We start from the raw sequence: 18,546 nt of genomic DNA, 5'->3' as shown, positions 1-18,546 counted from the left end.
GAGGCCGGTATGGCAGTCACCGATGAGGCGATCGAGAAGATCAAGGACATGATCGTCTCCGGTGCGCTGCGCCCCGGTGACCGGTTGCCCAAGGAGAGCGAACTCGCCTCCGAACTCGGCCTGTCCCGCAACTCGCTCCGGGAGGCGGTGCGGGCCCTGTCGCTGATCCGGATCCTGGACGTACGGCAGGGCGACGGCACGTATGTGACCAGCCTGGACCCGCAGTTGCTCCTGGAGGCGATGAGCTTCGTCGTCGACTTCCACCGGGACGACACCGTCCTGGAGTTCCTCGCGGTGCGCCGGATCCTGGAGCCGGCCGCGACCGCGATGGCGGCCTCCCGGATCAGCGAGCAGCAACTGGACGCGCTCGCCGCCCAGCTGGACGCGCTCGGCGGCGCGCCCTCGGTGGAGGAACTGGTCGCCTGCGACCTGGAGTTCCACCGGGGCATCGTGCAGAGCTCCGGGAACTCGGTGCTGTGTTCGCTCCTCGACGGCCTCTCCGGGCCGACCACCCGGGCCCGGATCTGGCGCGGCCTGACCCAGGAGGACGCGGTCGCCCGGACCCTGCGCGAGCACCGGGCGATCCTGGCCGCGCTGCGCGACCGGGACGCGGAGGCGGCCCGCTCCTGGGCGACCGTGCACATCGCGAGCGTGGAGCAGTGGCTGCGCAGCAGTCTGTGAACCCCGGTGAAGTCCGGTGAAGCGCTTTCCGGCTTCCTGAATCCCGGGGTGTTCGAGGGCGGCGAACGGGGCAGTGATCCGTTCACTCCCCCGTGCAAGGGGGCTGCGGGCGCCCCCGCCCGACGCCGTAAGGTTGGGGCGTACGCGAGGGCACGTCGGAAGGAGGCACTGGGTGATCGAGCTGGAGGGGGTTCCAGAGCTGATCGACCCAGTCATGGTGGCCGCGTTCGAAGGCTGGAACGACGCCGGCGACGCCGCTTCCACCGCGGTCGCGCATCTGGAGCGGGAGTGGAAGGGCGAGGTGTTCGCGGCGCTCGACGCCGAGGACTACTACGACTTCCAGGTGAACCGCCCCACGGTGTGGATGGACGCGGGCGTGCGCAAGATCACCTGGCCGACGACACGGCTCTCGGTGGTCCGGGTCGGCGGCGAGAAGCCGCGGGACCTGGTGCTGGTCAGAGGCATCGAGCCGTCCATGCGCTGGCGCTCGTTCTGCAACGAGCTGCTCGGGTTCGCCCATGAGCTGGGCGTGGAGCTGGTGGTCGTCCTGGGCGCGCTGCTCGGTGACACCCCGCACACACGTCCGGTGCCGGTCAGCGGGGTGACCTCCGATGCGGACCTGGCCCAGCGGATGGACCTGGAGGAGACCAAGTACGAGGGCCCGACGGGCATCGTCGGCGTCCTCCAGGAGGCGTGCACGCACGCGGGCGTCCCGGCGGTCTCGCTCTGGGCGGCGGTCCCGCACTACGTCTCCCAGCCGCCCAACCCCAAGGCCACCCTGGCCCTGCTCAACCGCCTGGAGGACCTGCTCGACCTGCGGATCCCGCTGGGCGAGCTGCCCGAGGACGCGCGCGCCTGGCAGGTCGGCGTGGACCAGCTGGCCGCCGAGGACAGCGAGGTCGCCGAGTACGTGCAGACGCTGGAGGAGGCCCGGGACACCGCCGAGCTGCCGGAGGCGTCGGGCGAGGCGATCGCCCGTGAGTTCGAGCGCTATCTGCGACGGCGGGACGGCGGCGCACCCGGCAGTCCGCCCGGCGGCCACGCCACGGCGGACGGCAGCGACAGCGCGTCCTACCTGCGGGACAGCCCCAGCGGCCGGACCCGGCCACCCCGCCCACCGAAGCCCGACACGCCCGGAGCCGCGGGGAACGCCGGGGATTCCGGCGACTCGGGGGACTCGGGAGACTCGGGGGATTCCGGCGAAGCCGGTGGCTCCGGCGGTACGGACGGCGAGGACACCTCCGAGGACTGAATCCGGGGACGGAATCCGAGGACTGAACAGGGGCGGTACGCGTGGTGCGTACCGCCCCTTCGTCGTGGCGTGGCTCAGGCGCCGACCGCCGGCGGTTTCTAAAGGGCCACGCCCAGCAGGGCGTCCACCGCTCGCGAAACGACGCCGGGTGCGCCCGTGTCCGTGCCGCCCTCCGTCTGCTGGAGGGTGGCCCAGCGGTCCACCGCCGCCAGGGCGGTCGGGGCGTCCAGGTCGGTGGAGAGGGCCTCGCGGATCTCTTCCACCAGGGTCTCGGCGGGCGGGCCGTCGGGGCGGGAGACGGCGGCGCGCCAGTGGTCGAGGCGGGTGACGGCGTCGGCCAGGACCTGGTCGGTCCACTCCCAGTCGCTGCGGTAGTGGTGGGAGAGGAGGGCGAGGCGGATGGCCGCCGGGTCGACGCCGTCGTGGCGGAGCCGGGAGACGAAGACCAGGTTGCCCTTGGACTTGGACATCTTCTCGCCGTCCAGGCCGACCATGCCGGCGTGGACGTACGCCCTGGCCATCGGGAACTCGCCGGTGAGCACCTGGGCGTGCGAGGCGCCCATCTCGTGGTGCGGGAAGGCGAGGTCGGAGCCGCCGCCCTGGACGTCGAAGGTCATGCCGAGGTGGTCGAGGGCGATGGCCACGCACTCGATGTGCCAGCCGGGCCGGCCGCGGCCGAGGGAGCCGCCGTCCCAGCTGGGCTCGCCCTCGCGGGCCGCCATCCACAGCATCGGGTCGACGGGGTTCTTCTTGCCGGGGCGGTCCGGGTCGCCGCCGCGTTCGGCGGAGAGCAGCCGCATGGCGGCCGCGTCGAGGTTCGAGACCTTGCCGAAGTTCGGGTCGGACTCGACGGAGAAGTAGACGTCGCCGTCGAGCTCGTAGGCGGCGCCGAGGTCGCGGAGCCGTTCGACCAGCGGCACGATGCCGGGTATGGCCTCGACCGCGCCTATGTAGTGCTTCGGCGGCAGCATCCTGAGGGCGGTCATGTCCTCACGGAAGAGGGTGGTCTCCTGCTCGGCGAGGGCGACCCAGTCGACGCCGTCCCGCTCCGCGCGCTCCAGCAGCGGGTCGTCGACGTCCGTCACGTTCTGGACGTAGTGCACCTGCCGCTTGGTGTCGAGCCACACGCGCTGAACCAGGTCGAACGCGTTGTAGGTCGCCGCGTGCCCCATGTGGGTCGCGTCGTACGGCGTGATGCCGCAGACATAGATACGGGCGACGGGACCGGGGTCGAGGGTGACCAGACCGCCGGTCGCGGTGTCGTGGATCCTCAGGTCGCGGCCCTGACCAGGCAGGGCGGGGACCTCGGAAGCGGGCCAGGCATGCATGTACATGAGCGTAACCGGACCCGAGTTCGGTATACGAACCGGACCAGGCCAGATGACCGGGAAGGCACTCTTGATCTTGCGCGGTCGATGTGCCTAGACGGGCGGCCAGGGGATGGCGGGCCACTCCCCGCTCGGTTCCGGGTGCTTGCCCGCCGTGAGCAGGGCGTCGACCCGCGCGCGGGTGGCGTCCAGCTCGGCCGTGGTGATCAGCTCGGCCAGCCGGGTGCCCAGCGCCCCGCCCAGGGCCGTACGCAGCCCTTCGAGGACCTCGACGGCGTCGGCGGGCAGCGGCTCGCCCGCCCAGCCCCACAGCAGGGTGCGCAGCTTGTTGTCGACGTTGAAGGTGACGCCGTGGTCGATGCCGTAGAGCCGGCCGTCGGCGGTGGGCAGCAGATGGCCGCCCTTGCGGTCGGCGTTGTTGATCACGGCGTCCAGGACGGCGAGCCGGCGCAGCCGCTCGTCGTCGGCGTGCACCAGCAGCGCGGTCTTCCCCTCACCGACGTCGGCGAACCCGATCGCCCTCCAGCCGGGCTCCGGCTCCTCGGCGTCCACCAGGGCGAGCAGCTCGGCGGCGTCGGGTGCGACGTCGATCCAGAGCTGGACCATGCCCTCGCCGTACGGGCCGTCGCGCAGCACGGTGGGCGGGACCAGGTCCCAGCCGGTGGCGCGGGCGACCTCGTAGGCGGCGACCTCGCGCTGGGCGAGGGTGCCGTCGGGGAAGTCCCACAGCGGGCGTTCCCCGGCGACCGGCTTGTAGACGCAGGACGCCTCCTCGCCGTCCTGCGCGACCGTGCAGAAGAGCGCCGCGTTGGAGGCGTCGCGGATCCGGCCGCGCACCTTCAGCTCACCCTGGGCGAGCAGCTCGGCGGCGGTCACGCTCCGCGGCGGTATCCGTTCTGGCGCGGACATACGTGTCCTTCCGGGTCGAGCGGGAGGCTGCACAGCGGGCACGGCGGCCGCCCGGCGTTGACGACGTCCAGGGCGCGCTTGCAAAAAGCTCTGGCCTGCGCGCCGGTCAGCCGGACCCGCAGCATCGGGGGCCCGTTCTCCTCGTCCTGGAGGAGCCGTTCCTCGGCCTCGGCGAGGTCCTCCTCGGAGTCGGCGTCCAGCTCCACGAGGGCCTGCGCCTCGACGATCATGCGCTCTTCCTCGCCGTCCCAGGCGAGCGCCATGGTGCCGACGCGGAACTCCTCCTCAACGGGGGTGTCGAGGGGGGCGCTGTCGCTGATCTCGGTGGGCGCCACGGCGGGCACCGCCGCGTTGCCGCCGCTGCGGCGCACGACCTCGTCGAGGAGTTCGTCCATGCGTTCGGCGAGCGCGGCGACCTGGGTCTTCTCCAGGGCCACGCTGGTCGTCCGGGGGCCGGCCGTGGCCTGGAGGAAGAACGTACGGCGTCCGGGCAGTCCCACCGTGCCCGCGACGAAGCGGTCCGGCGGATCGTAGAGGAACACCTGACGGGACACGTCCTGTCTCCATGGGAATCGAGGGTGCGTGGGCTCGGGGGGCGACGTCGCGACCTGTGCGGTCGCTTACGTGGATCGCTTCACCCTACTGCGCTTGTCGATCACGGCGCGCCGGCGCCGCCACCGACCGGGGCGTCTTCCCCGGGAGGTTCCTCCCGGGGGGCAAGGGAGGCGAAATCCCCGGTGTCCCCGAGACGAACGAGAAACGGCCTGAGGCGGGTGTAACGGATCGCCGTGACGGAACACGGTTCCACGGAGATCCGCTGGAAGAGGTCGAGATGCAGGCCGAGCGCGTCCGCGACGAGGGACTTGATGATGTCACCGTGCGAGCACATGAGGTAGACCGCGCCGGGGCCGTGGTCGCGCTCCACGCGCGCGTTCCACTCGCGCACCGCCTCGGCGGCCCGGGTCTGCATGGCCCGCATGGACTCGCCGCCGGGGAAGGCGGCGGCGGACGGATGGGCCTGGACGACCTCCATCAGTGGCTCGTCCTTGAGTTCGGCGAGCTTGCGTCCGGACCAGTCGCCGTAGTGGGCCTCCCCGATCCGGTCGTCGGTGTGCGCGGTGAGTTCCGGCCGGGCGTCCAGCAGGGGGCGGATCGTCTCCTGGCACCGCTGCAGCGGGCTGGTGACGACCTCGGAGAGGGGCAGCCCGGCGAGCCGGCCGGGCAGGGCGGCGGCCTGGGAGGCCCCTCGCTCGTCGAGGGCGACGCCCGGCGTCCAGCCGGCGAGCACCCCGGAGGTGTTGGCGGTGGACCGTCCGTGCCTTACGAGGATCAGCGTGGGCATGCGGCCCAGGGTAGGCGCACGCCGGAGTGCGCCGACGGCCGGGCGACGGGACAATACTCTCCGTGATCGTCGACTGTGCCATCTACCGGGACGGGGAGCGGACGGAGACCCCGCAGGACTTCTCCGACGCCCTCGGGGAGACACGCGCGCGGGGCGACAGCTTCCTGTGGATCGGCCTCTACGAGCCGACCGAGCGCGAGTTCGACCTGGTCACCGACGAGTTCGGGCTGCATCCGCTGGCCGTCGAGGACGCCCTGACCGCCCACCAGCGGCCCAAGCTGGAGGTGTACGACGACTCGCTGTTCGTCGTCCTGAAGCCGGTGACGTACGAGCCGAGGAGCGACACGGTGACCTCCGGGGAGCTGATGCTCTTCATCGGGGACTCCTTCGTGGTCACCGTGCGCCACGGGACGCCCTCGCCGCTCGGGGACATCCGGCGGCATCTGGAGGAGCAGCACGAGATGCTCAAGCACGGGCCGACGGGGGTGCTGCACTCGATCTCCGACGCGGTCGTCGACAACTACCTGGCGGTCGCCACCGAGTTGCAGAACGACCTGGAGGAGCTGGAGGCCGAGGTGTTCTCACCGAGCGGCGGCGGCTCCCGGCACACCGCCTCGCGGATCTACACCTTCAAACGGCAGATCCTGGAGTTCCGCCGGGCGACCGTGCCGCTGGCGCTGCCCATGACCAAGCTGGCGGGCGTGGGCCCGTACGGCAGCGGGGTGACGGTGCCCTTCGTGCACGCGGAGGCCCGGCCGTTCTTCCGGGACGTCAACGACCATCTGCTGCGGGTGAACGAGAGCGTGGAGGGCCTGGACCGGCTGGTGTCGGACGTCCTCGGCGCCCATCTCGCGCAGATGAGCGTCCGGCAGAACGACGACATGCGGAAGATCTCCGCGTGGGCGGCCATGGCGGCGGTGCCCACGATGATCGCGGGGATCTACGGCATGAACTTCGACCACATGCCCGAGCTGCACTGGTACTGGTCGTACCCGGCGGTGATCCTGGTCATGGCCTTCCTGGAGACGGTGCTGTACCGGCTGTTCAAGCGCCGCGGCTGGATGTAGGTCAGGCGTATTCGGTGGCGGGGCGGCCCAGGGCGTTCCGGTGCTCGGGCATCCGCAGGGAGACCATGCGGCGCCAGCCGAGGACGCGTTCGTAGCCGTAGACGGCGTGGATGCCGAGCGCGAGGAGCGCGGACTTGGCCCTCGGCCAGCCCAGGATGCGGCCCATGTGGGCCATGACGGCGAGGCTGACGTCCCGGTAGATCCTGATCTCGGCGAGCGCGCAGGCGCGGAGCGTGCGCTGGATGGCGCGGCCGTGCCCGGCGGCGGCCAGGCGCAGCAGCTCCTCGTGGCAGTAGGCGAGGTGGTTGTCCTCGTCGTCGGAGATCATGCGCACCGCGCGGCCCAGGTCGGGATGGTCGGCGAAATGCCGGCGCAGCAGTTCCATCTGCTCGGAGGCGCGCTGTTCGGTGACCCGGCTGTGGGCGAGGTAGGTGACGATGTCCGGCACGCCGAGCGGCCGGTCGGCCCTGAGCCGGTCGTGGGCCAGCCCGATGCCGTGCCGTTCCAGGAGCGCCGTGTAGTCGGTCTCGGGCGGGACCGGGGCGGGTGCCAGCCCGCGCTTCTTCAGCAGGGCGCGGAAGATGCGTCCGTGCTTGTCCTCGTCGGCGCCGTGGCGGGCGATCTTGGGGGCGAGGCCGCGTTCGCCCGGGGGCACCAGGGCGGCGATCCTGCCGTTCTCCCAGCCGCCCTGCGACTCCCCGCTGGCCGCGATGGAGCAGAACAGCCGGAAGGACTCGTCGTCTTCGACGATCTCCTGGAACAGACTCCTGGCCGAAAGCATCGTGGGCACCTCTCCGGAGGACTCACCAGACCCGCGGAGAATCAGTCAAATGCCGCAACGCGGGCGCTGCAACAGCTGTGCGGGCGGACTCGGCCGAAAGGAGGAGCACCGGGGTCACGCCGGGGGCGTAACCGCGCGGGCACGGGCGCGTTGTTCTACGTGACGGCCGTGGCGGGGAAGACCCCCGAGCCCCCACCACGGCCGCAGACTTCTCCCGGGCGTCAGGCGAGCCCGGCGCGCTCCACGGCCTCGGCGCCGGCCCGCAGCGAGGCGAGCCGCTCGTCCAGGGTGAAGCCGGCGGGGGCGAGGGAGAGCGTGGTGACCCCGGCGGCCGCGTAGGCCTTCATCCGGTCGGCGATCCGGTCCACGGACCCGAGCAGCGTGGTCCGGTCGATCAGGTCGTGCGGTACGGCGGCCGCGGCCCCGTTCTTGTCCCCGGACAGGTACTTGTCCTGGACCTCGGTGGCCGCCTGCTCGTACCCCATGCGCCGGGCGAGCTGGTTGTAGAAGTTCTGCTTGCGGCTGCCCATGCCGCCGACGTACAGCGCGGTGTACGGGCGGAAGGTGTCGGCGAGCGCGGCCACGTCCTTGTCGTCACCGACGGCGAGCGGCAGCGTCGGGCAGATGTCGAACCCGTCGAGGGTCTTGCCGGCCTTCTCCCGTCCCGCGCGCAGGTACTGGACGGCCGTCTCCTCCAGGTGCTCGGCCGAGGGGAAGATCAGCAGGGCGCCGTCGGCGATCTCGCCGGTCTGCTCCAGGTTCTTCGGCCCGATGGCGGCGATGTAGACGGGGATGTGCTCGCGCTCCGGGTGCACGGTCAGCTTGATCGGCTTGCCCGGGCCGCCCGGCAGCGGCAGCGTCCAGTGCTCGCCCTCGAACGAGAGCCGCTCCCGGCTCATCGCCCTGCGCACGATCTCCACGTACTCGCGGGTGCGGGAGAGCGGCTTGTCGAACTTCACGCCGTACCAGCCCTCGGAGACCTGCGGTCCGGAGACGCCGAGGCCGAGCCGGAACCGGCCGCCGGAGAGGGAGTCGAGGGTCGCGGCGGTCATCGCCGTCATCGCGGGCTGCCGGGCCGGGATCTGGAAGATGGCCGAGCCGACGTCGATGCGCTCGGTCTGGGCGGCGACCCAGCTGAGCACGGTGGCGGCGTCGGAGCCGTAGGCCTCGGCGGCCCAGCACACGGCGTACCCGAGCCGGTCGGCCTCCTGCGCCACGGCCAGATTGTCCCCGTCCATCCCGGCGCCCCAGTAGCCGAGGTTGATCCCGAGTTGCATGGCCGCATCCCCTTACCGATCAGTAACGTCGCTGTCGCGATCGACCTTAGCGCGGAGGTTTTTCGCACGGGGGATCGGTGCGCGTTCGGCTGCGGGTGGGTGGGGGCTGGTCGCGCCCCCTCCAAGGCACCGCTGCCTTGTGAAATCGGTTATCCACAGGCAACCCAACGCACCAACTCTGGCCAGTAATCTCGCGGTCATGGAGCAGAGGCATCTCGGCCGTACCGGCCTGCGCGTGTCCAGAATCGGACTCGGCACCCTCACCTGGGGCCGGGACGTCGACGAGCACGACGCCGCGGACATGCTGAAGGCGTTCTGGGAGGCCGGCGGGACCCTCGTCGACACCGCGGACGTGTACGGCGACGGAGAGGCCGAGTACCTGCTCGGACAGCTCATAGAAGGCCTGGTGCCACGCCGGGACCTGATCATCTCGACGAAGGCGGGCAGCGTCCCCGACCCCGACCGCCGTTTCAACGGCTCCCGCGGTCATCTGCTCGCCGCGCTCGACGCCTCCCTCGCCCGCCTCGGCACCGACTACGTCGACGTCTGGCACGTGCACGCCTACGACCCGGACACCCCGTTGGAGGAGACCCTCCAGGCCCTCGACCTGGCCGTCGGCAGCGGCCGTGCCCGGTACGCCGGGGTCTCCAACTTCTGCGGCTGGCAGATCGCGAAGGCGGCGACCTGGCAGCTCGCGGCGCCCGGCACCCGCACCCGGCTGGCCTCCACGCAGCTGGAGTACTCGCTGCTGCAGCGGGGCGTCGAACGCGAGGTGCTGCCCGCCGCGCTGGACCTGGGCATCGGCCTGCTGCCGTCCTCCCCCCTGGGACGCGGCGTGCTGACCGCGAAGTACCGCAACGCCACTCCCCCGGACTCGCGCGGCGCCTCCGAGCATCTCGCGCCGTTCGTCGCGCCGTACCTCGACGACACCGCGACCCGGATCGTGGACGCGGTGCAGACGGCCGCCGACGGGCTCGCGGTGACCCCGCTCCAGATCGCGCTCGCCTGGGTGCGGGACCGGCCGGGCGTGGCCGCGCCGATCGTCGGCGCGCGCAACGCGCAGCAGCTCATCGCGGCATTGTCAGTGGAGGCCCTTACGCTTCCTGACGAGATCTGCCGGGCGCTCGACGACGTGTCGGCGCCCGTGCACCGCTATCCCGATCACGACTGGAGCACGCTGTGAGCACGGAGCCGGGGCTGGGCACAGGGCCCGAGGCCGACGACGAGGGAACCACGGCCGGGGGGACGGCGGGGGCCGGGGACGACCTCACCGCCGGACCGGCCGGAGCGAGCGGCTCGCCGGACTCCGGTGCGGGTGTCCCGCCGGCCGCCGGAGCCGGCGACTCACCCGACGCCGACGCGGACCGCTCCCCGGAGGCCGGTGCGAGCGGCTCGCCGGTTGCCGAGGGCGGCGAGCCGGACGGGGTCGGTGGCGCGAGCGGAGTTCAGGCGGGGGCGGCCTCGTCGGAGGCCGGTGGGGCCGGTGCGGCGGACGCCCCCCAGCGGTCCGAGGCCGAGGCCGAGTTGGCCGCTCAGCGGGTCGAGCGGGAGCGGATCGAGCGGCGGAGGGCCGAGCGGAAGGGGCCCGTCGAGAGCGGCACCAAGCTCAGCGGCAAGGCGGCCGACCTGCTCGCGGCGATCCGCGCGGTGGAGGGCGGCGAGAAGCCGGCGGCCACCGTGTTCGCCGCCCCGGATCCGGCGCCGCGCCCGGCGGCCCCCGCCCCGGAGGCCGTTCGCCGCCCCCAGCCCGCACCGGCCGTCGCGGCACCCGCCACGGAGACGATCGCGACGGTACGGCGGATCCTGGCCGAGGGCGGCGCCCCCGAGTCGCTCGCGCCCCAGGTCGCCGCCGCCCTCGGCGAGGGGTCCGACGCCCTGCTCCGGGAGGATCCCTGGCAGCTGCTCCGGGTCGCCGGTGTCCGGCCGGACCAGGCCGACGGGTTCGCCCGGGCACTGCTCGGCGCGGAGTGCGGTCCGGACGACGAGCGGCGCGGCCGGGCCGTGACCGGCTGGCTCCTCGAACAGGCGGCCCTGGCCGGGCACACCGCGCTGGAGATGCCGGCGCTCACCGCCGCGCTGGCCCAGCGGGCGGTGCCCGACCCGGAGGCGGCCGTGCAGGACGCGATCGCCGAGGGCGAGGCGCTGGTCTTCCAGGACGCCCTGGATCCGGGCGCCCCCGAACCCGAGGACGGCGAGGAGGAGCGCCCGGTCCGGGTCCTGGTCGCTCTGGAGCGGTACGCCCTGGCCGAGGAGAGCCTCGCCGACGGCCTGGCCCGGCTGGTCAACTCCCCGGCCAAGGACGCCTCGGAGCGCTGGGAGGAGGCCGCGGCGACCGCCCCGGGCGGTGCGGCCGAGCTGCTGCGGGCGGTCGCCGGACACGGCCTGGTGCTGCACACCGGCGGGGAGGCGGCCCGCGCCGAACCCGCCGCGCTGCTGGCGGCCGCCCGGACGGCCGGGCTGCGCGCCTGCGCCGTCGCCCACACGTCCGAGGGGCGCCGGCGGCTGGCGGCGGTGCTGGAGGACGGTGGTGAGGAAGCCGTCGGGACGGTCGCCGGTCTGCTCTCCGGCGTCGAGGGTCCCGGCCGGGACGCGGACGGGGCGCTCGATCTCGACCTGCTGATCGTGCTGGACGCGCCCCAGCTGGACGTGGAGGGCGCGGCCGTGCTGGTGGAGGCGCTGCCCGACGGGGCCCGGCTGGTGCTGAGCGGGGATCCGGCGGTGCTGTGGTCGGCGGGGCCCGGGCGGGTCTTCGCCGATCTGCTGGCGGCCCGGGTCTGCCCGCAGATCGCGTCCCGCACGCCCGACCCCGGCCCGCTCGGGGAGCTGGTCTCCGGGATCGGCATCGGTGAGCTGACCCAGGTCGAGGCGCCCGGCAAGGAGTTGGTGATCGTGCCGGTGCGGGACGCGGGCGAGGCGGTGCACCGGACGGTGCAGCTGGTCGCCGACTCGGTGCCGCGCGCGATCGGCGTCCCCGCCGAGCAGACCGTGGTGATCACCCCGGGCCACGGCGGAGCGGCGGGCACCCGCGCCCTCAACACGGCGCTGAAGGAACGGCTCAATCCGGGTCCCGGCCGGTTCGGCGGCTTCGACCCCGGTGACCGGATCGCCTACTCCCCCGCGCCGGGCCGTACGGTCTGCGGCCAGGTGGTGAAGGCGGACGCCGACGGACTGCACCTGTCGTGCGCGGGCGTGCCCGTCGTCGTACCGAAGGAGCGGGTGGAGCAGTCCGTCCGGCAGGGCTGGGCGCTCACCGCCCACCAGGCGGCGGGCAGCCGCTGGCCGGCGGCGGTCGTGGTCCTCCCCGGTGACGCGGCCCCGACCCTCAGCCGCCCCTGGGTGTACACGGCGTTCAGCCGGGCCGAACGCCATCTGTCGGTGGTCCACGGCGTGGAACAGGCCCTGCCGAAGGCGGTGGCCGAGACCCTGCCCAAGCCCCGCACCACCCGGCTGCCGCTGCTGCTCAAGACCCAGGTCCCGGCAGCGGACTGACCGGCTTCTCCGCCGCGGCGGCGATCAGCCGCCGCGGCTCCGGCCTGCGGTGCCTTCCCGCCTGAATCTCTCGGAAGGCACCGCGGCCGGCCACGGGGTCAGCGCTCGGCGTCCAGCGGCTCCAGGTCCTCGTCCTCGTCGAGGTCGAGTTCCTCCAGCTCGTCGGCGTCCTCCGCGCCGTCGGTGTCCTCGTCGTCGAAGACTGCGCTGACGTCGAACCGGCACACCACCCGCTGCGGGTCGACCGCCTCGAACGGTGTCTCCAGCCACTCCCCGGGCTCGGCCGGTTCGTCCGCCGCCGTCACCCACAGCGTGGAGTCGCCCTCCTCCAGGCCGAACTCCTTGTGCCGGGAGGCGATCTCGTCCGGTTCGAACTCGCCGAACAGGATCCCCAGCGCCCCGTGGATCGTGCCGGCGGCGTCCGCGTCGGTGCCCGGGCCGTCGTCGTACTCCGCCGCCTCGACCCGCTGGGCCTGCGCCAGCAGCCGCTGCGGCTCCGCCACGGCGTAGTCGCGGCGGATCAGCACGCTGATCGCGTTCGGCTCCTCTGGACCCGCGTACGGGGGCAGCGAGTCGTCCGCACCGGGGATCTCGAAGGGCGTGACCTCGTCGTAGCGGTCGTAAAGGAGCTCGTCGTAGACCTCGGCGGCCGCGGCCAGCTGGTTGAACGCCTCGTAGACAGCCGGGTCGTCCTCCCCCGACCTGCGTTCGACCGCGGCCAGATGGCGGTCGAGCGCGGTCTTGACCGCCTCGGCGGCGGCGCGTACCTCGGCAGCGGTGGGCTGCGCAGCATCAGACATAGTGCAGACGCTATCCGTACCGGGCACCAGCCCGCACAATAGATGCGATGCCGGAATACGAATTTGTCGACGTGTACGTACCTCGCGGGGTCTCCCGCAAGGACGCCACACGACTGCTGACGGACCATGCCGAGTACGGACACTGGGAGTTGGACCGACTGAGCCTCATGCGCGACGGCAGCCGCAGGGTGCGGTTGCGCCGGCGGATCATCCGCCAGGTGCGTGCCACATGGTGAGACTGGCCGACTGACGGAAGGGGCCCCGGGTCGACGGGGCCCGTTCCGTACCACGCACCGGTGCCGGTGCGTCACCGTCCGTGCGCTACGCCGCGGCGCGCGCCCTGCGGTACAGCACCGCGCCCGCGAGCAGCGCGCCGACGCCCGCCGGGGCCACGAGGCCCAGCGACAGGTCACTCCCGGTGTGCGCGAGCTGCGCGGCCGTGACGGGCTGGGTCACCGAGCGGCTGCCCAGGGGGTCGACGAGGGCGGAGCCGTGGGGTCCGGGGGTGCCGTGGGTCACGGGAGTTCCATGAGTCCCGGTCGGGACGGTCTGGCTCCCGTGCCCGCCGGGGTGATTGGGGTGACCGGGGTGACCGGGAGGCGTGCCCGGGTGCTGGCCCGGGTTGCCCGGGTGCCCTGGCTGACCTGGCTGCCCCGGGGTTCCCGGCTGACCCGGAGTCCCCGGGTTACCGGGCGGATTACCGCCGTGGCCCCCATGCCCACTGTGGCCCCCATGCCCACCGTGACCACCGTGGCCGCCATGCCCACCGTGGCCCCCATGCCCGCCATGCCCGCCATGCCCGCCATGCCCGCCGTGACCGCCATGCCCACCGTGACCCCCATGCCCTCCGTGCCCGGGAGGCTGCGTGGAGTGACCGCCGCCCGGGCCGCCGGAATGTCCGGAACCCCCGTCGTTGGCGCATTCGTTGCCGACGGCGGTGTTGCCGACGCCGATGATGTCGACGCTGTTGCCGCAGACGTTGACCGGAACGTCGATCGGCGCCTGCACGGTGTTGCCCGAGCCGACCCCGGGTGAGCCCCCGGTGTGGCCTCCGGCGTGCGAGCCGCCGTGGCCCGTGTGCCCCCCGTAACCGCCGTGCTCGCCGTAACCGCCGTAACCGCCGTAACCGCCGTAACCGCCGTGGCCGCCGTGGTTGGCGCACTTGTTGCCCACCGACGGGTTGAGGGCGCCGACGACGTTCACGGTGTTGCCGCAGACGTTCACCGGCGCGTGCACCGGCGCCTGCACCGTGTTGCCGGAGAGTACGCCGGGTGAGTCGGAGGCCGAGCCGACGGCCCCCGAGTCGGCGTGGGCGTAGCCGCCCGCCGCGGCGATGACGCCGGTCGCCGCGGCCATGGTCATAAGGCCCTTACGGGCACCCTGTCGCATTGTGTGAATTCCCCCCTGCCTTGGATCCTGACCGTTTGCATTTCCCGCGGAAAGAGCCCGCAGAAAAACCGGTCGGCCCCGGAGCGCATGGCGCGCGCTCCGGGGCCGACGGAAAGACGCCCCCTCAGGGAGCCGGCGTCACTTGTTGATGCAGGTGTTGCCGAAGGCGGGGTTCAGAATCCCGATGACCGAGATCGTGTTGCCGCAGACGTTCACCGGGACGTGCACGGGAACCTGGATCACGTTGCCGGAGACGACGCCCGGGGAGCCCACGGCAGCGCCCTGGGCACCCGAGTCGGCGACGGCCAGGCCCGCACCCGCGAGAACCAGACCACCAGTGGCAGCCGCAGCAGCGACGACCTTCTTGAGCATTATTCCTCCTTGTTGGCAATGCGATCCCAAGTAGCGGATCGCACCACCTGTAACGAGGAGGGAGTAATGGAGCTACGAGCTTATCGTCGCATTCACTCTTTTCAGTCCGGCTCGCACGCGCACCCGATTACCGACTTCACGACGCGTCGATGAACCGGTCGAGCACCCGCACACCGAACTGCAGACCGTCCACCGGCACCCGCTCGTCCACCCCGTGGAACATGCCCGCGAAGTCCAGCTCCGGCGGCAGCTTGAGGGGCGCGAAGCCGAAGCCGCGGATGCCGAGGTCGTCGAAGGACTTGGCGTCGGTGCCGCCGGAGAGCATGTAGGGGATCGCCTTGGCGGTGGGGTCCTCGGCCAGCAGCGACGACTGCATGGCGGCCACCAGGGGCCCGTCGAAGCCGGTCTCCAGCGCCTTGTCGGAGTGCACGTCCTCGCGGACCACGTTCGGGCCGAGGATGCGGTCGAGGTCGGCGAGGAACTCCTCCTCGTGCCCCGGCAGGAAGCGGCCGTCCACGTGCGCGGTGGCCTCGCCCGGGATGACGTTGACCTTGTAACCGGCGTTCAGCTGGGTGGGGTTGGCGGTGTTGCTGAGCGTCGCGCCGATGAGCTTGGCGATGCCGCCGAGCCGGGCCAGCGTCGACTCCATGTCCTCCGGGTCCAGCTCGGTGCCGAGCGCGTCGCCCAGTTCGTCGAGGAAGGCCCGGGTGGTCTTGGTGACCCGCACCGGGAACCGGTGCCGGCCGAGCCGGGCCACGGCCTCGGACAGCTCGGTGATCGCGTTGTCGCGGTGGATCATGGAGCCGTGCCCGGCGGTGCCGGCCACCTTCAGCTTCATCCAGTGCATGCCCTTCTCGGCCGTCTGGATGAGATACAGCCGCCGCTCCTCGCTCACCGTGAAGGAGAAGCCGCCGACCTCGCTGATCGCCTCGGTGACGCCCTCGAAGAGGCCAGGGTGGTTGTCGACCAGGTGCCGGGCGCCCCAGGTGCCGCCGGCCTCCTCGTCGGCGAGAAAGGCGAGCACGATGTCCCGGGGCGGCTTGCGGCCGGTGCGCAGCCGGTCCCGTACGACCGCCAGGGTCATGGCGTCCATGTCCTTCATGTCGACCGCGCCGCGCCCCCACACGCACCCGTCCGCGACCTCGCCGGAGAACGGGTGGTGGGTCCAGTCGTCGGCGTTGGCCGGTACGACGTCGAGGTGGCCGTGGATGAGGAGGGCGGGCCGGGACGGGTCCGCGCCCTCGATGCGGGCCACCGTCGAGGCGCGGCCCGGGTGGGACTCGAAGATCTCCGGGTCCAGGCCGACCTCGGCGAGCTTCTCCGCGACCCACTCGGCGGCCTTGCGCTCGCCGGGCCCGGAGTGGTCGCCGTAGTTGCTGGTGTCGAACCGGATCAGCTCGCGGCAGAGGTCGACGACCTCCTCCTCGCCGGTGACGCCCTTGGCCGTGTCCGTCTCGCTCACGTCGTTTCCTCCTGCTGTCACTGGCGGCCGGTCCCCGTCATCCTCTCTCCCTTCCCGCTCCGGGCCCAAGGCCGGTCCCGGCCCGTCACACGCCGTTCACGCCCGCCCGGCCGGAAACAGGGTGTGATCGGCGGCCCCCGAAAGCCTGGTAGTGTTTCCTTCGTCGCCGCGAGGGAAACCCGCACGGAAGACTTCGCACGACAGACACCTTGTCCGGGTGGCGGAATGGCAGACGCGCTAGCTTGAGGTGCTAGTGCCCTTTATCGGGCGTGGGGGTTCAAGTCCCCCCTCGGACACCATGAAGGAATCACGAAGAAACCCCTGCTGAGCAGGGGTTTCTTGGTTTTTCGGGGCAGGGCGCCGGGCGACCGCCTCGCGGTGGGCGCCCTTCTCTCAGTCGACGCCGTCGGCTATTCGGCCGTGGCCGAGGGCCACGGCCGAGGTGAACGCGGAGAGTGCCGCTCGGCCGACCAGCAGCGCGGGGCCGTGCGGCCGCTTGCTGTCGCGGACGGCGGCCGTCGCCTCGTCGACGATCCCGCATTCCACGCAGTCGGACTGTGATGCGGACGCCGAGGACTTCCACCAGGACACCGGCAGAGTCGACGCGTCGTCAACGTGCTTCATTCGCTATTCGTTCTTCCTTATCTGGGTGATCAGTTCCACCGACGCCTCGACGGACTCGGCGGCAGACGTGAGGCGTTGCCACGCGGCCCGGTGCGTGGAGACCCGATCACGTTCCTCGATGTACAGGGCGGAGGTCAGCCCTTCCTGGTGGACGACGTCCAGGTCCGTGTGCGGACCGAAGCCCAGGATGCTGAAGGTGCCGGTCAGCCCGGCGTGGAGGGGAGCGTCCGATCTCAACACCTGGATGTTGATGTTCGGCCGCCGCCCCATCGTAAGCAGGCGCCCCAACTGCTCGTACATCAGGGCGGGATCCTCGGTGGTGGAGCGCAGTGCCTGCTCGGAGACGATCGCCCAGAGCGCCAGCGGGTCGCTGTCGCGGGTGAGGACGGCCTGGCGTGCGAGCCGTACCTCGACGAGCGCGTCGACCCGTGCCTCGACCGCCTCGGACATGGCGGTCGCCCGGATGATCTCGCGGGCGTACTCGGCGGTCTGGAGCAGTCCGGGGACCATGCCCAGCTGCCAGGTGGAGACCGTCTCGGCCTCCGCCTCCAGGCTGATCAGGTCCTCGTACACCGGGGTGAGGACACCTCGGTACGAATGCCACCAGCCGCGCCGGCCGCCCTCCTTGGTGAGGGTGATCAGGGCCGCCCGCAGCTCGTCGCTGACGTCGCGGCCGAGTTCGCCGTACAGGGTGAGCAGCGCCTGGATGTCCGCTGCCTTGGGGGCCGTCTTGCCGGTCTCCATCCGGGACAGTTTCGAGGAGACGAACGCGCCTTCGGAGTGCTCCGCGACCTCGTCGAGGGTGAGTTCGCCGCGCAGTTCGCGCAACTTGGCACCGAGCCGTCGCCGGCGCACCGTGGGCGTGCTCACGGATCCCCCTTCTGTCTGGTGAACTGCCCGACAGTCTGCCGTGCCGCCCAGGCCCCCGCCACCGACTGACGACTTGTGCCGCAAGTCTCCCGAGGAGATGCGCAATTTTTCACATCTCCGAGGACGTATTGCGATCGACTGTGCCGTGAAGGCACCATGAATCCGGGAAATACGAAAGTGACCGCACTCGCATGGCGAAGCACCGTGCCTGCGTTGGGACATGCCCGTGAGGGGATCCACATGATCGAACGCCAGCGGAGCACCACGACCGAAACCCGTGCCCTGCAAGTCGCCCCGCCGCCGGTCCTGTTACTGGCGAGCGAGCCCCAGTCGGCCAGGGCGGCACGGCTGTTCGTGAGCGACTTCATCATCCATCACAGCCCGGACGCCTCCCGGGACCACATCGAGGCCGTCGCGCTGGTCACCTGCGAGCTGGTCACCAACTCCCTGCGCTACGAGACCGACCCCGACGACCCGGTCCGGCTCCTCATCGAGTCCGACGGCTCCCGGACCCGGGTCGAGGTGCACGACCCGCTGAGCCGCCACCCCCGGCTGCGCCCCATCTCCGTCGAACGGGACCGCGGGCGCGGACTGCTGATCCTCGACGCGCTCTGCTCGGGCCGCTGGGGCGTGGGCAACCTGCCCTGGGGCAAGTCCATCTGGGCCGAGGTCAGCGCCGCCTGACCGGCCGCCGCACCCCTCGCCGTACCCACCTCCGGACACGCGGAGTTGGCCCGTCTCACACTGTGTGGTCCATCTCTCGCCGTAGATGGATCATGCCTGGTCAGGGGTTTGTTAAGCTTTGAACGACTGCCCCGAACGGCCGCTTTCGAGTGGCCGTCAGATGAACGGAAGCCTAGCGTCGTACTAACATTTCCGGTTTGTTACCTAGCCGGACCCGGA

The 18,546-nt window shown here is 71.9% G+C and carries 19 protein-coding genes and 1 tRNA gene; 8 read left to right on the top strand and 12 right to left on the bottom strand.

Annotated elements, in window-relative coordinates; translation table 11 throughout:
• Nucleotides 1–9: 9 nt before the first annotated feature.
• Together ACGFZS_RS28420 and ACGFZS_RS28415 are read left to right on the top strand one after the other, a co-directional pair.
• Nucleotides 10–681 carry a FadR/GntR family transcriptional regulator gene (locus ACGFZS_RS28420; protein ID WP_355716670.1) on the top strand — a complete coding sequence of 224 codons (672 nt, stop codon included), beginning with the start codon at nt 10–12 and terminating at the stop codon, nt 679–681.
• Between the two features lie 172 nt (nt 682–853).
• Nucleotides 854–1,933 carry a PAC2 family protein gene (locus tag ACGFZS_RS28415; RefSeq protein ID WP_393797501.1) on the top strand — a complete coding sequence of 360 codons (1,080 nt, stop codon included), beginning with the start codon at nt 854–856 and terminating at the stop codon, nt 1,931–1,933.
• Between the two features lie 98 nt (nt 1,934–2,031).
• Here the strand turns inward: ACGFZS_RS28415 and mshC are convergent, their stop codons facing one another.
• From mshC to ACGFZS_RS28395, 4 genes are all read right to left on the bottom strand, one after another.
• A complete protein-coding gene (gene mshC, locus ACGFZS_RS28410) occupies nt 2,032–3,261 on the bottom strand; it encodes a cysteine--1-D-myo-inosityl 2-amino-2-deoxy-alpha-D-glucopyranoside ligase (protein ID WP_393797500.1) in 1,230 nt (409 codons plus the stop codon).
• Nucleotides 3,262–3,354: 93 nt separating this feature from the next.
• Entirely contained in the window at nt 3,355–4,170 is an 816-nt protein-coding gene (locus ACGFZS_RS28405) for an SCO1664 family protein (RefSeq protein ID WP_393797499.1), read from the bottom strand.
• Nucleotides 4,134–4,724 carry a DUF3090 domain-containing protein gene (locus ACGFZS_RS28400; protein ID WP_355716660.1) on the bottom strand — a complete coding sequence of 197 codons (591 nt, stop codon included), beginning with the start codon at nt 4,722–4,724 and terminating at the stop codon, nt 4,134–4,136. Before ACGFZS_RS28400 ends, ACGFZS_RS28405 begins: the two co-directional genes overlap by 37 nt.
• A gap of 101 nt (nt 4,725–4,825) precedes the next feature.
• On the bottom strand, nt 4,826–5,512 hold the full coding sequence (locus ACGFZS_RS28395) for a histidine phosphatase family protein (protein WP_393797498.1): 687 nt from the start codon (nt 5,510–5,512) through the stop codon (nt 4,826–4,828).
• Between the two features lie 62 nt (nt 5,513–5,574).
• Between ACGFZS_RS28395 and corA the strand changes: the two genes are divergently transcribed.
• Entirely contained in the window at nt 5,575–6,579 is a 1,005-nt protein-coding gene (gene corA / locus ACGFZS_RS28390; protein ID WP_393797497.1) for a magnesium/cobalt transporter CorA, read from the top strand.
• Between the two features lies 1 nt (nt 6,580).
• Here the strand turns inward: corA and ACGFZS_RS28385 are convergent, their stop codons facing one another.
• Together ACGFZS_RS28385 and ACGFZS_RS28380 are read right to left on the bottom strand one after the other, a co-directional pair.
• Nucleotides 6,581–7,360 (bottom strand): ferritin-like domain-containing protein, encoded by a 780-nt coding sequence (locus ACGFZS_RS28385; protein ID WP_393797496.1) that lies wholly within the window; start codon nt 7,358–7,360, stop codon nt 6,581–6,583.
• A gap of 221 nt (nt 7,361–7,581) precedes the next feature.
• Nucleotides 7,582–8,637: an LLM class F420-dependent oxidoreductase gene (locus tag ACGFZS_RS28380; protein WP_393797495.1), complete on the bottom strand. Its 1,056-nt coding sequence runs from the start codon at nt 8,635–8,637 to the stop codon at nt 7,582–7,584.
• Between the two features lie 199 nt (nt 8,638–8,836).
• Between ACGFZS_RS28380 and ACGFZS_RS28375 the strand changes: the two genes are divergently transcribed.
• Nucleotides 8,837–9,820, top strand: a complete 984-nt coding sequence (locus ACGFZS_RS28375) for an aldo/keto reductase (protein ID WP_393797494.1) — start codon at nt 8,837–8,839, stop codon at nt 9,818–9,820.
• Complete coding sequence (locus ACGFZS_RS28370; RefSeq protein WP_393797493.1) at nt 9,817–12,126, top strand: helix-hairpin-helix domain-containing protein; 2,310 nt, start codon at nt 9,817–9,819, stop codon at nt 12,124–12,126. The genes ACGFZS_RS28375 and ACGFZS_RS28370 overlap by 4 nt, the downstream gene beginning before the upstream one ends.
• A gap of 98 nt (nt 12,127–12,224) precedes the next feature.
• Here the strand turns inward: ACGFZS_RS28370 and ACGFZS_RS28365 are convergent, their stop codons facing one another.
• Nucleotides 12,225–12,926 (bottom strand): hypothetical protein, encoded by a 702-nt coding sequence (locus ACGFZS_RS28365; RefSeq protein ID WP_393797492.1) that lies wholly within the window; start codon nt 12,924–12,926, stop codon nt 12,225–12,227.
• A gap of 47 nt (nt 12,927–12,973) precedes the next feature.
• Between ACGFZS_RS28365 and ACGFZS_RS28360 the strand changes: the two genes are divergently transcribed.
• The gene (locus ACGFZS_RS28360) at nt 12,974–13,162 is read left to right on the top strand and encodes a DUF5703 family protein (RefSeq protein WP_007380901.1); all 189 of its coding nucleotides are present in this window, start codon (nt 12,974–12,976) and stop codon (nt 13,160–13,162) included.
• A gap of 85 nt (nt 13,163–13,247) precedes the next feature.
• On the opposite strand, the gene ACGFZS_RS28355 is transcribed toward ACGFZS_RS28360, so the two are convergent.
• The 3 genes from ACGFZS_RS28355 to ACGFZS_RS28345 form a co-directional block, all read right to left on the bottom strand.
• Nucleotides 13,248–14,315 carry a chaplin family protein gene (locus ACGFZS_RS28355; protein ID WP_393797491.1) on the bottom strand — a complete coding sequence of 356 codons (1,068 nt, stop codon included), beginning with the start codon at nt 14,313–14,315 and terminating at the stop codon, nt 13,248–13,250.
• A gap of 138 nt (nt 14,316–14,453) precedes the next feature.
• Nucleotides 14,454–14,687 (bottom strand): chaplin ChpH, encoded by a 234-nt coding sequence (gene chpH / locus ACGFZS_RS28350; protein ID WP_355716637.1) that lies wholly within the window; start codon nt 14,685–14,687, stop codon nt 14,454–14,456.
• Nucleotides 14,688–14,823: 136 nt separating this feature from the next.
• A complete protein-coding gene (locus ACGFZS_RS28345) occupies nt 14,824–16,149 on the bottom strand; it encodes a M20/M25/M40 family metallo-hydrolase (RefSeq protein ID WP_393797490.1) in 1,326 nt (441 codons plus the stop codon).
• 211 nt (nt 16,150–16,360) lie between these two features.
• On the opposite strand from ACGFZS_RS28345, the gene ACGFZS_RS28340 reads away from it, so the two are divergent.
• A tRNA-Leu gene (locus ACGFZS_RS28340) sits at nt 16,361–16,448 on the top strand.
• A gap of 94 nt (nt 16,449–16,542) precedes the next feature.
• On the opposite strand, the gene ACGFZS_RS28335 is transcribed toward ACGFZS_RS28340, so the two are convergent.
• Both ACGFZS_RS28335 and ACGFZS_RS28330 read right to left on the bottom strand, forming a co-directional pair.
• Complete coding sequence (locus tag ACGFZS_RS28335; protein ID WP_393797489.1) at nt 16,543–16,773, bottom strand: DUF397 domain-containing protein; 231 nt, start codon at nt 16,771–16,773, stop codon at nt 16,543–16,545.
• A 3-nt stretch (nt 16,774–16,776) separates the two neighbouring features.
• Nucleotides 16,777–17,643: a helix-turn-helix transcriptional regulator gene (locus ACGFZS_RS28330; protein ID WP_355716629.1), complete on the bottom strand. Its 867-nt coding sequence runs from the start codon at nt 17,641–17,643 to the stop codon at nt 16,777–16,779.
• A gap of 240 nt (nt 17,644–17,883) precedes the next feature.
• Between ACGFZS_RS28330 and ACGFZS_RS28325 the strand changes: the two genes are divergently transcribed.
• Nucleotides 17,884–18,327: an ATP-binding protein gene (locus ACGFZS_RS28325; RefSeq protein ID WP_393797488.1), complete on the top strand. Its 444-nt coding sequence runs from the start codon at nt 17,884–17,886 to the stop codon at nt 18,325–18,327.
• Nucleotides 18,328–18,546: the final 219 nt, after the last annotated feature.

The organism is Streptomyces sp. NPDC048288 (assembly GCF_043201555.1).
In the GTDB taxonomy this organism is placed as follows: domain Bacteria; phylum Actinomycetota; class Actinomycetes; order Streptomycetales; family Streptomycetaceae; genus Streptomyces.
This window is presented reverse-complemented; position numbering and strand designations above follow the sequence as displayed.

Bases quoted from the DNA above. Each gene is read 5' to 3' on its own strand.
- ACGFZS_RS28420 (WP_355716670.1), top strand. From the start codon at position 10: ATGGCAGTCACCGATGAGGCGATCGAGAAGATCAAGGACATGATCGTC.
- mshC (WP_393797500.1), bottom strand. From the start codon at position 3,261: ATGCATGCCTGGCCCGCTTCCGAGGTCCCCGCCCTGCCTGGTCAGGGC.
- ACGFZS_RS28405 (WP_393797499.1), bottom strand. From the start codon at position 4,170: ATGTCCGCGCCAGAACGGATACCGCCGCGGAGCGTGACCGCCGCCGAG.
- ACGFZS_RS28395 (WP_393797498.1), bottom strand. From the start codon at position 5,512: ATGCCCACGCTGATCCTCGTAAGGCACGGACGGTCCACCGCCAACACC.
- ACGFZS_RS28385 (WP_393797496.1), bottom strand. From the start codon at position 7,360: ATGCTTTCGGCCAGGAGTCTGTTCCAGGAGATCGTCGAAGACGACGAG.
- ACGFZS_RS28380 (WP_393797495.1), bottom strand. From the start codon at position 8,637: ATGCAACTCGGGATCAACCTCGGCTACTGGGGCGCCGGGATGGACGGG.
- ACGFZS_RS28375 (WP_393797494.1), top strand. From the start codon at position 8,837: ATGGAGCAGAGGCATCTCGGCCGTACCGGCCTGCGCGTGTCCAGAATC.
- ACGFZS_RS28365 (WP_393797492.1), bottom strand. From the start codon at position 12,926: ATGTCTGATGCTGCGCAGCCCACCGCTGCCGAGGTACGCGCCGCCGCC.
- ACGFZS_RS28360 (WP_007380901.1), top strand. From the start codon at position 12,974: ATGCCGGAATACGAATTTGTCGACGTGTACGTACCTCGCGGGGTCTCC.
- ACGFZS_RS28355 (WP_393797491.1), bottom strand. From the start codon at position 14,315: ATGCGACAGGGTGCCCGTAAGGGCCTTATGACCATGGCCGCGGCGACC.
- chpH (WP_355716637.1), bottom strand. From the start codon at position 14,687: ATGCTCAAGAAGGTCGTCGCTGCTGCGGCTGCCACTGGTGGTCTGGTT.
- ACGFZS_RS28335 (WP_393797489.1), bottom strand. From the start codon at position 16,773: ATGAAGCACGTTGACGACGCGTCGACTCTGCCGGTGTCCTGGTGGAAG.
- ACGFZS_RS28325 (WP_393797488.1), top strand. From the start codon at position 17,884: ATGATCGAACGCCAGCGGAGCACCACGACCGAAACCCGTGCCCTGCAA.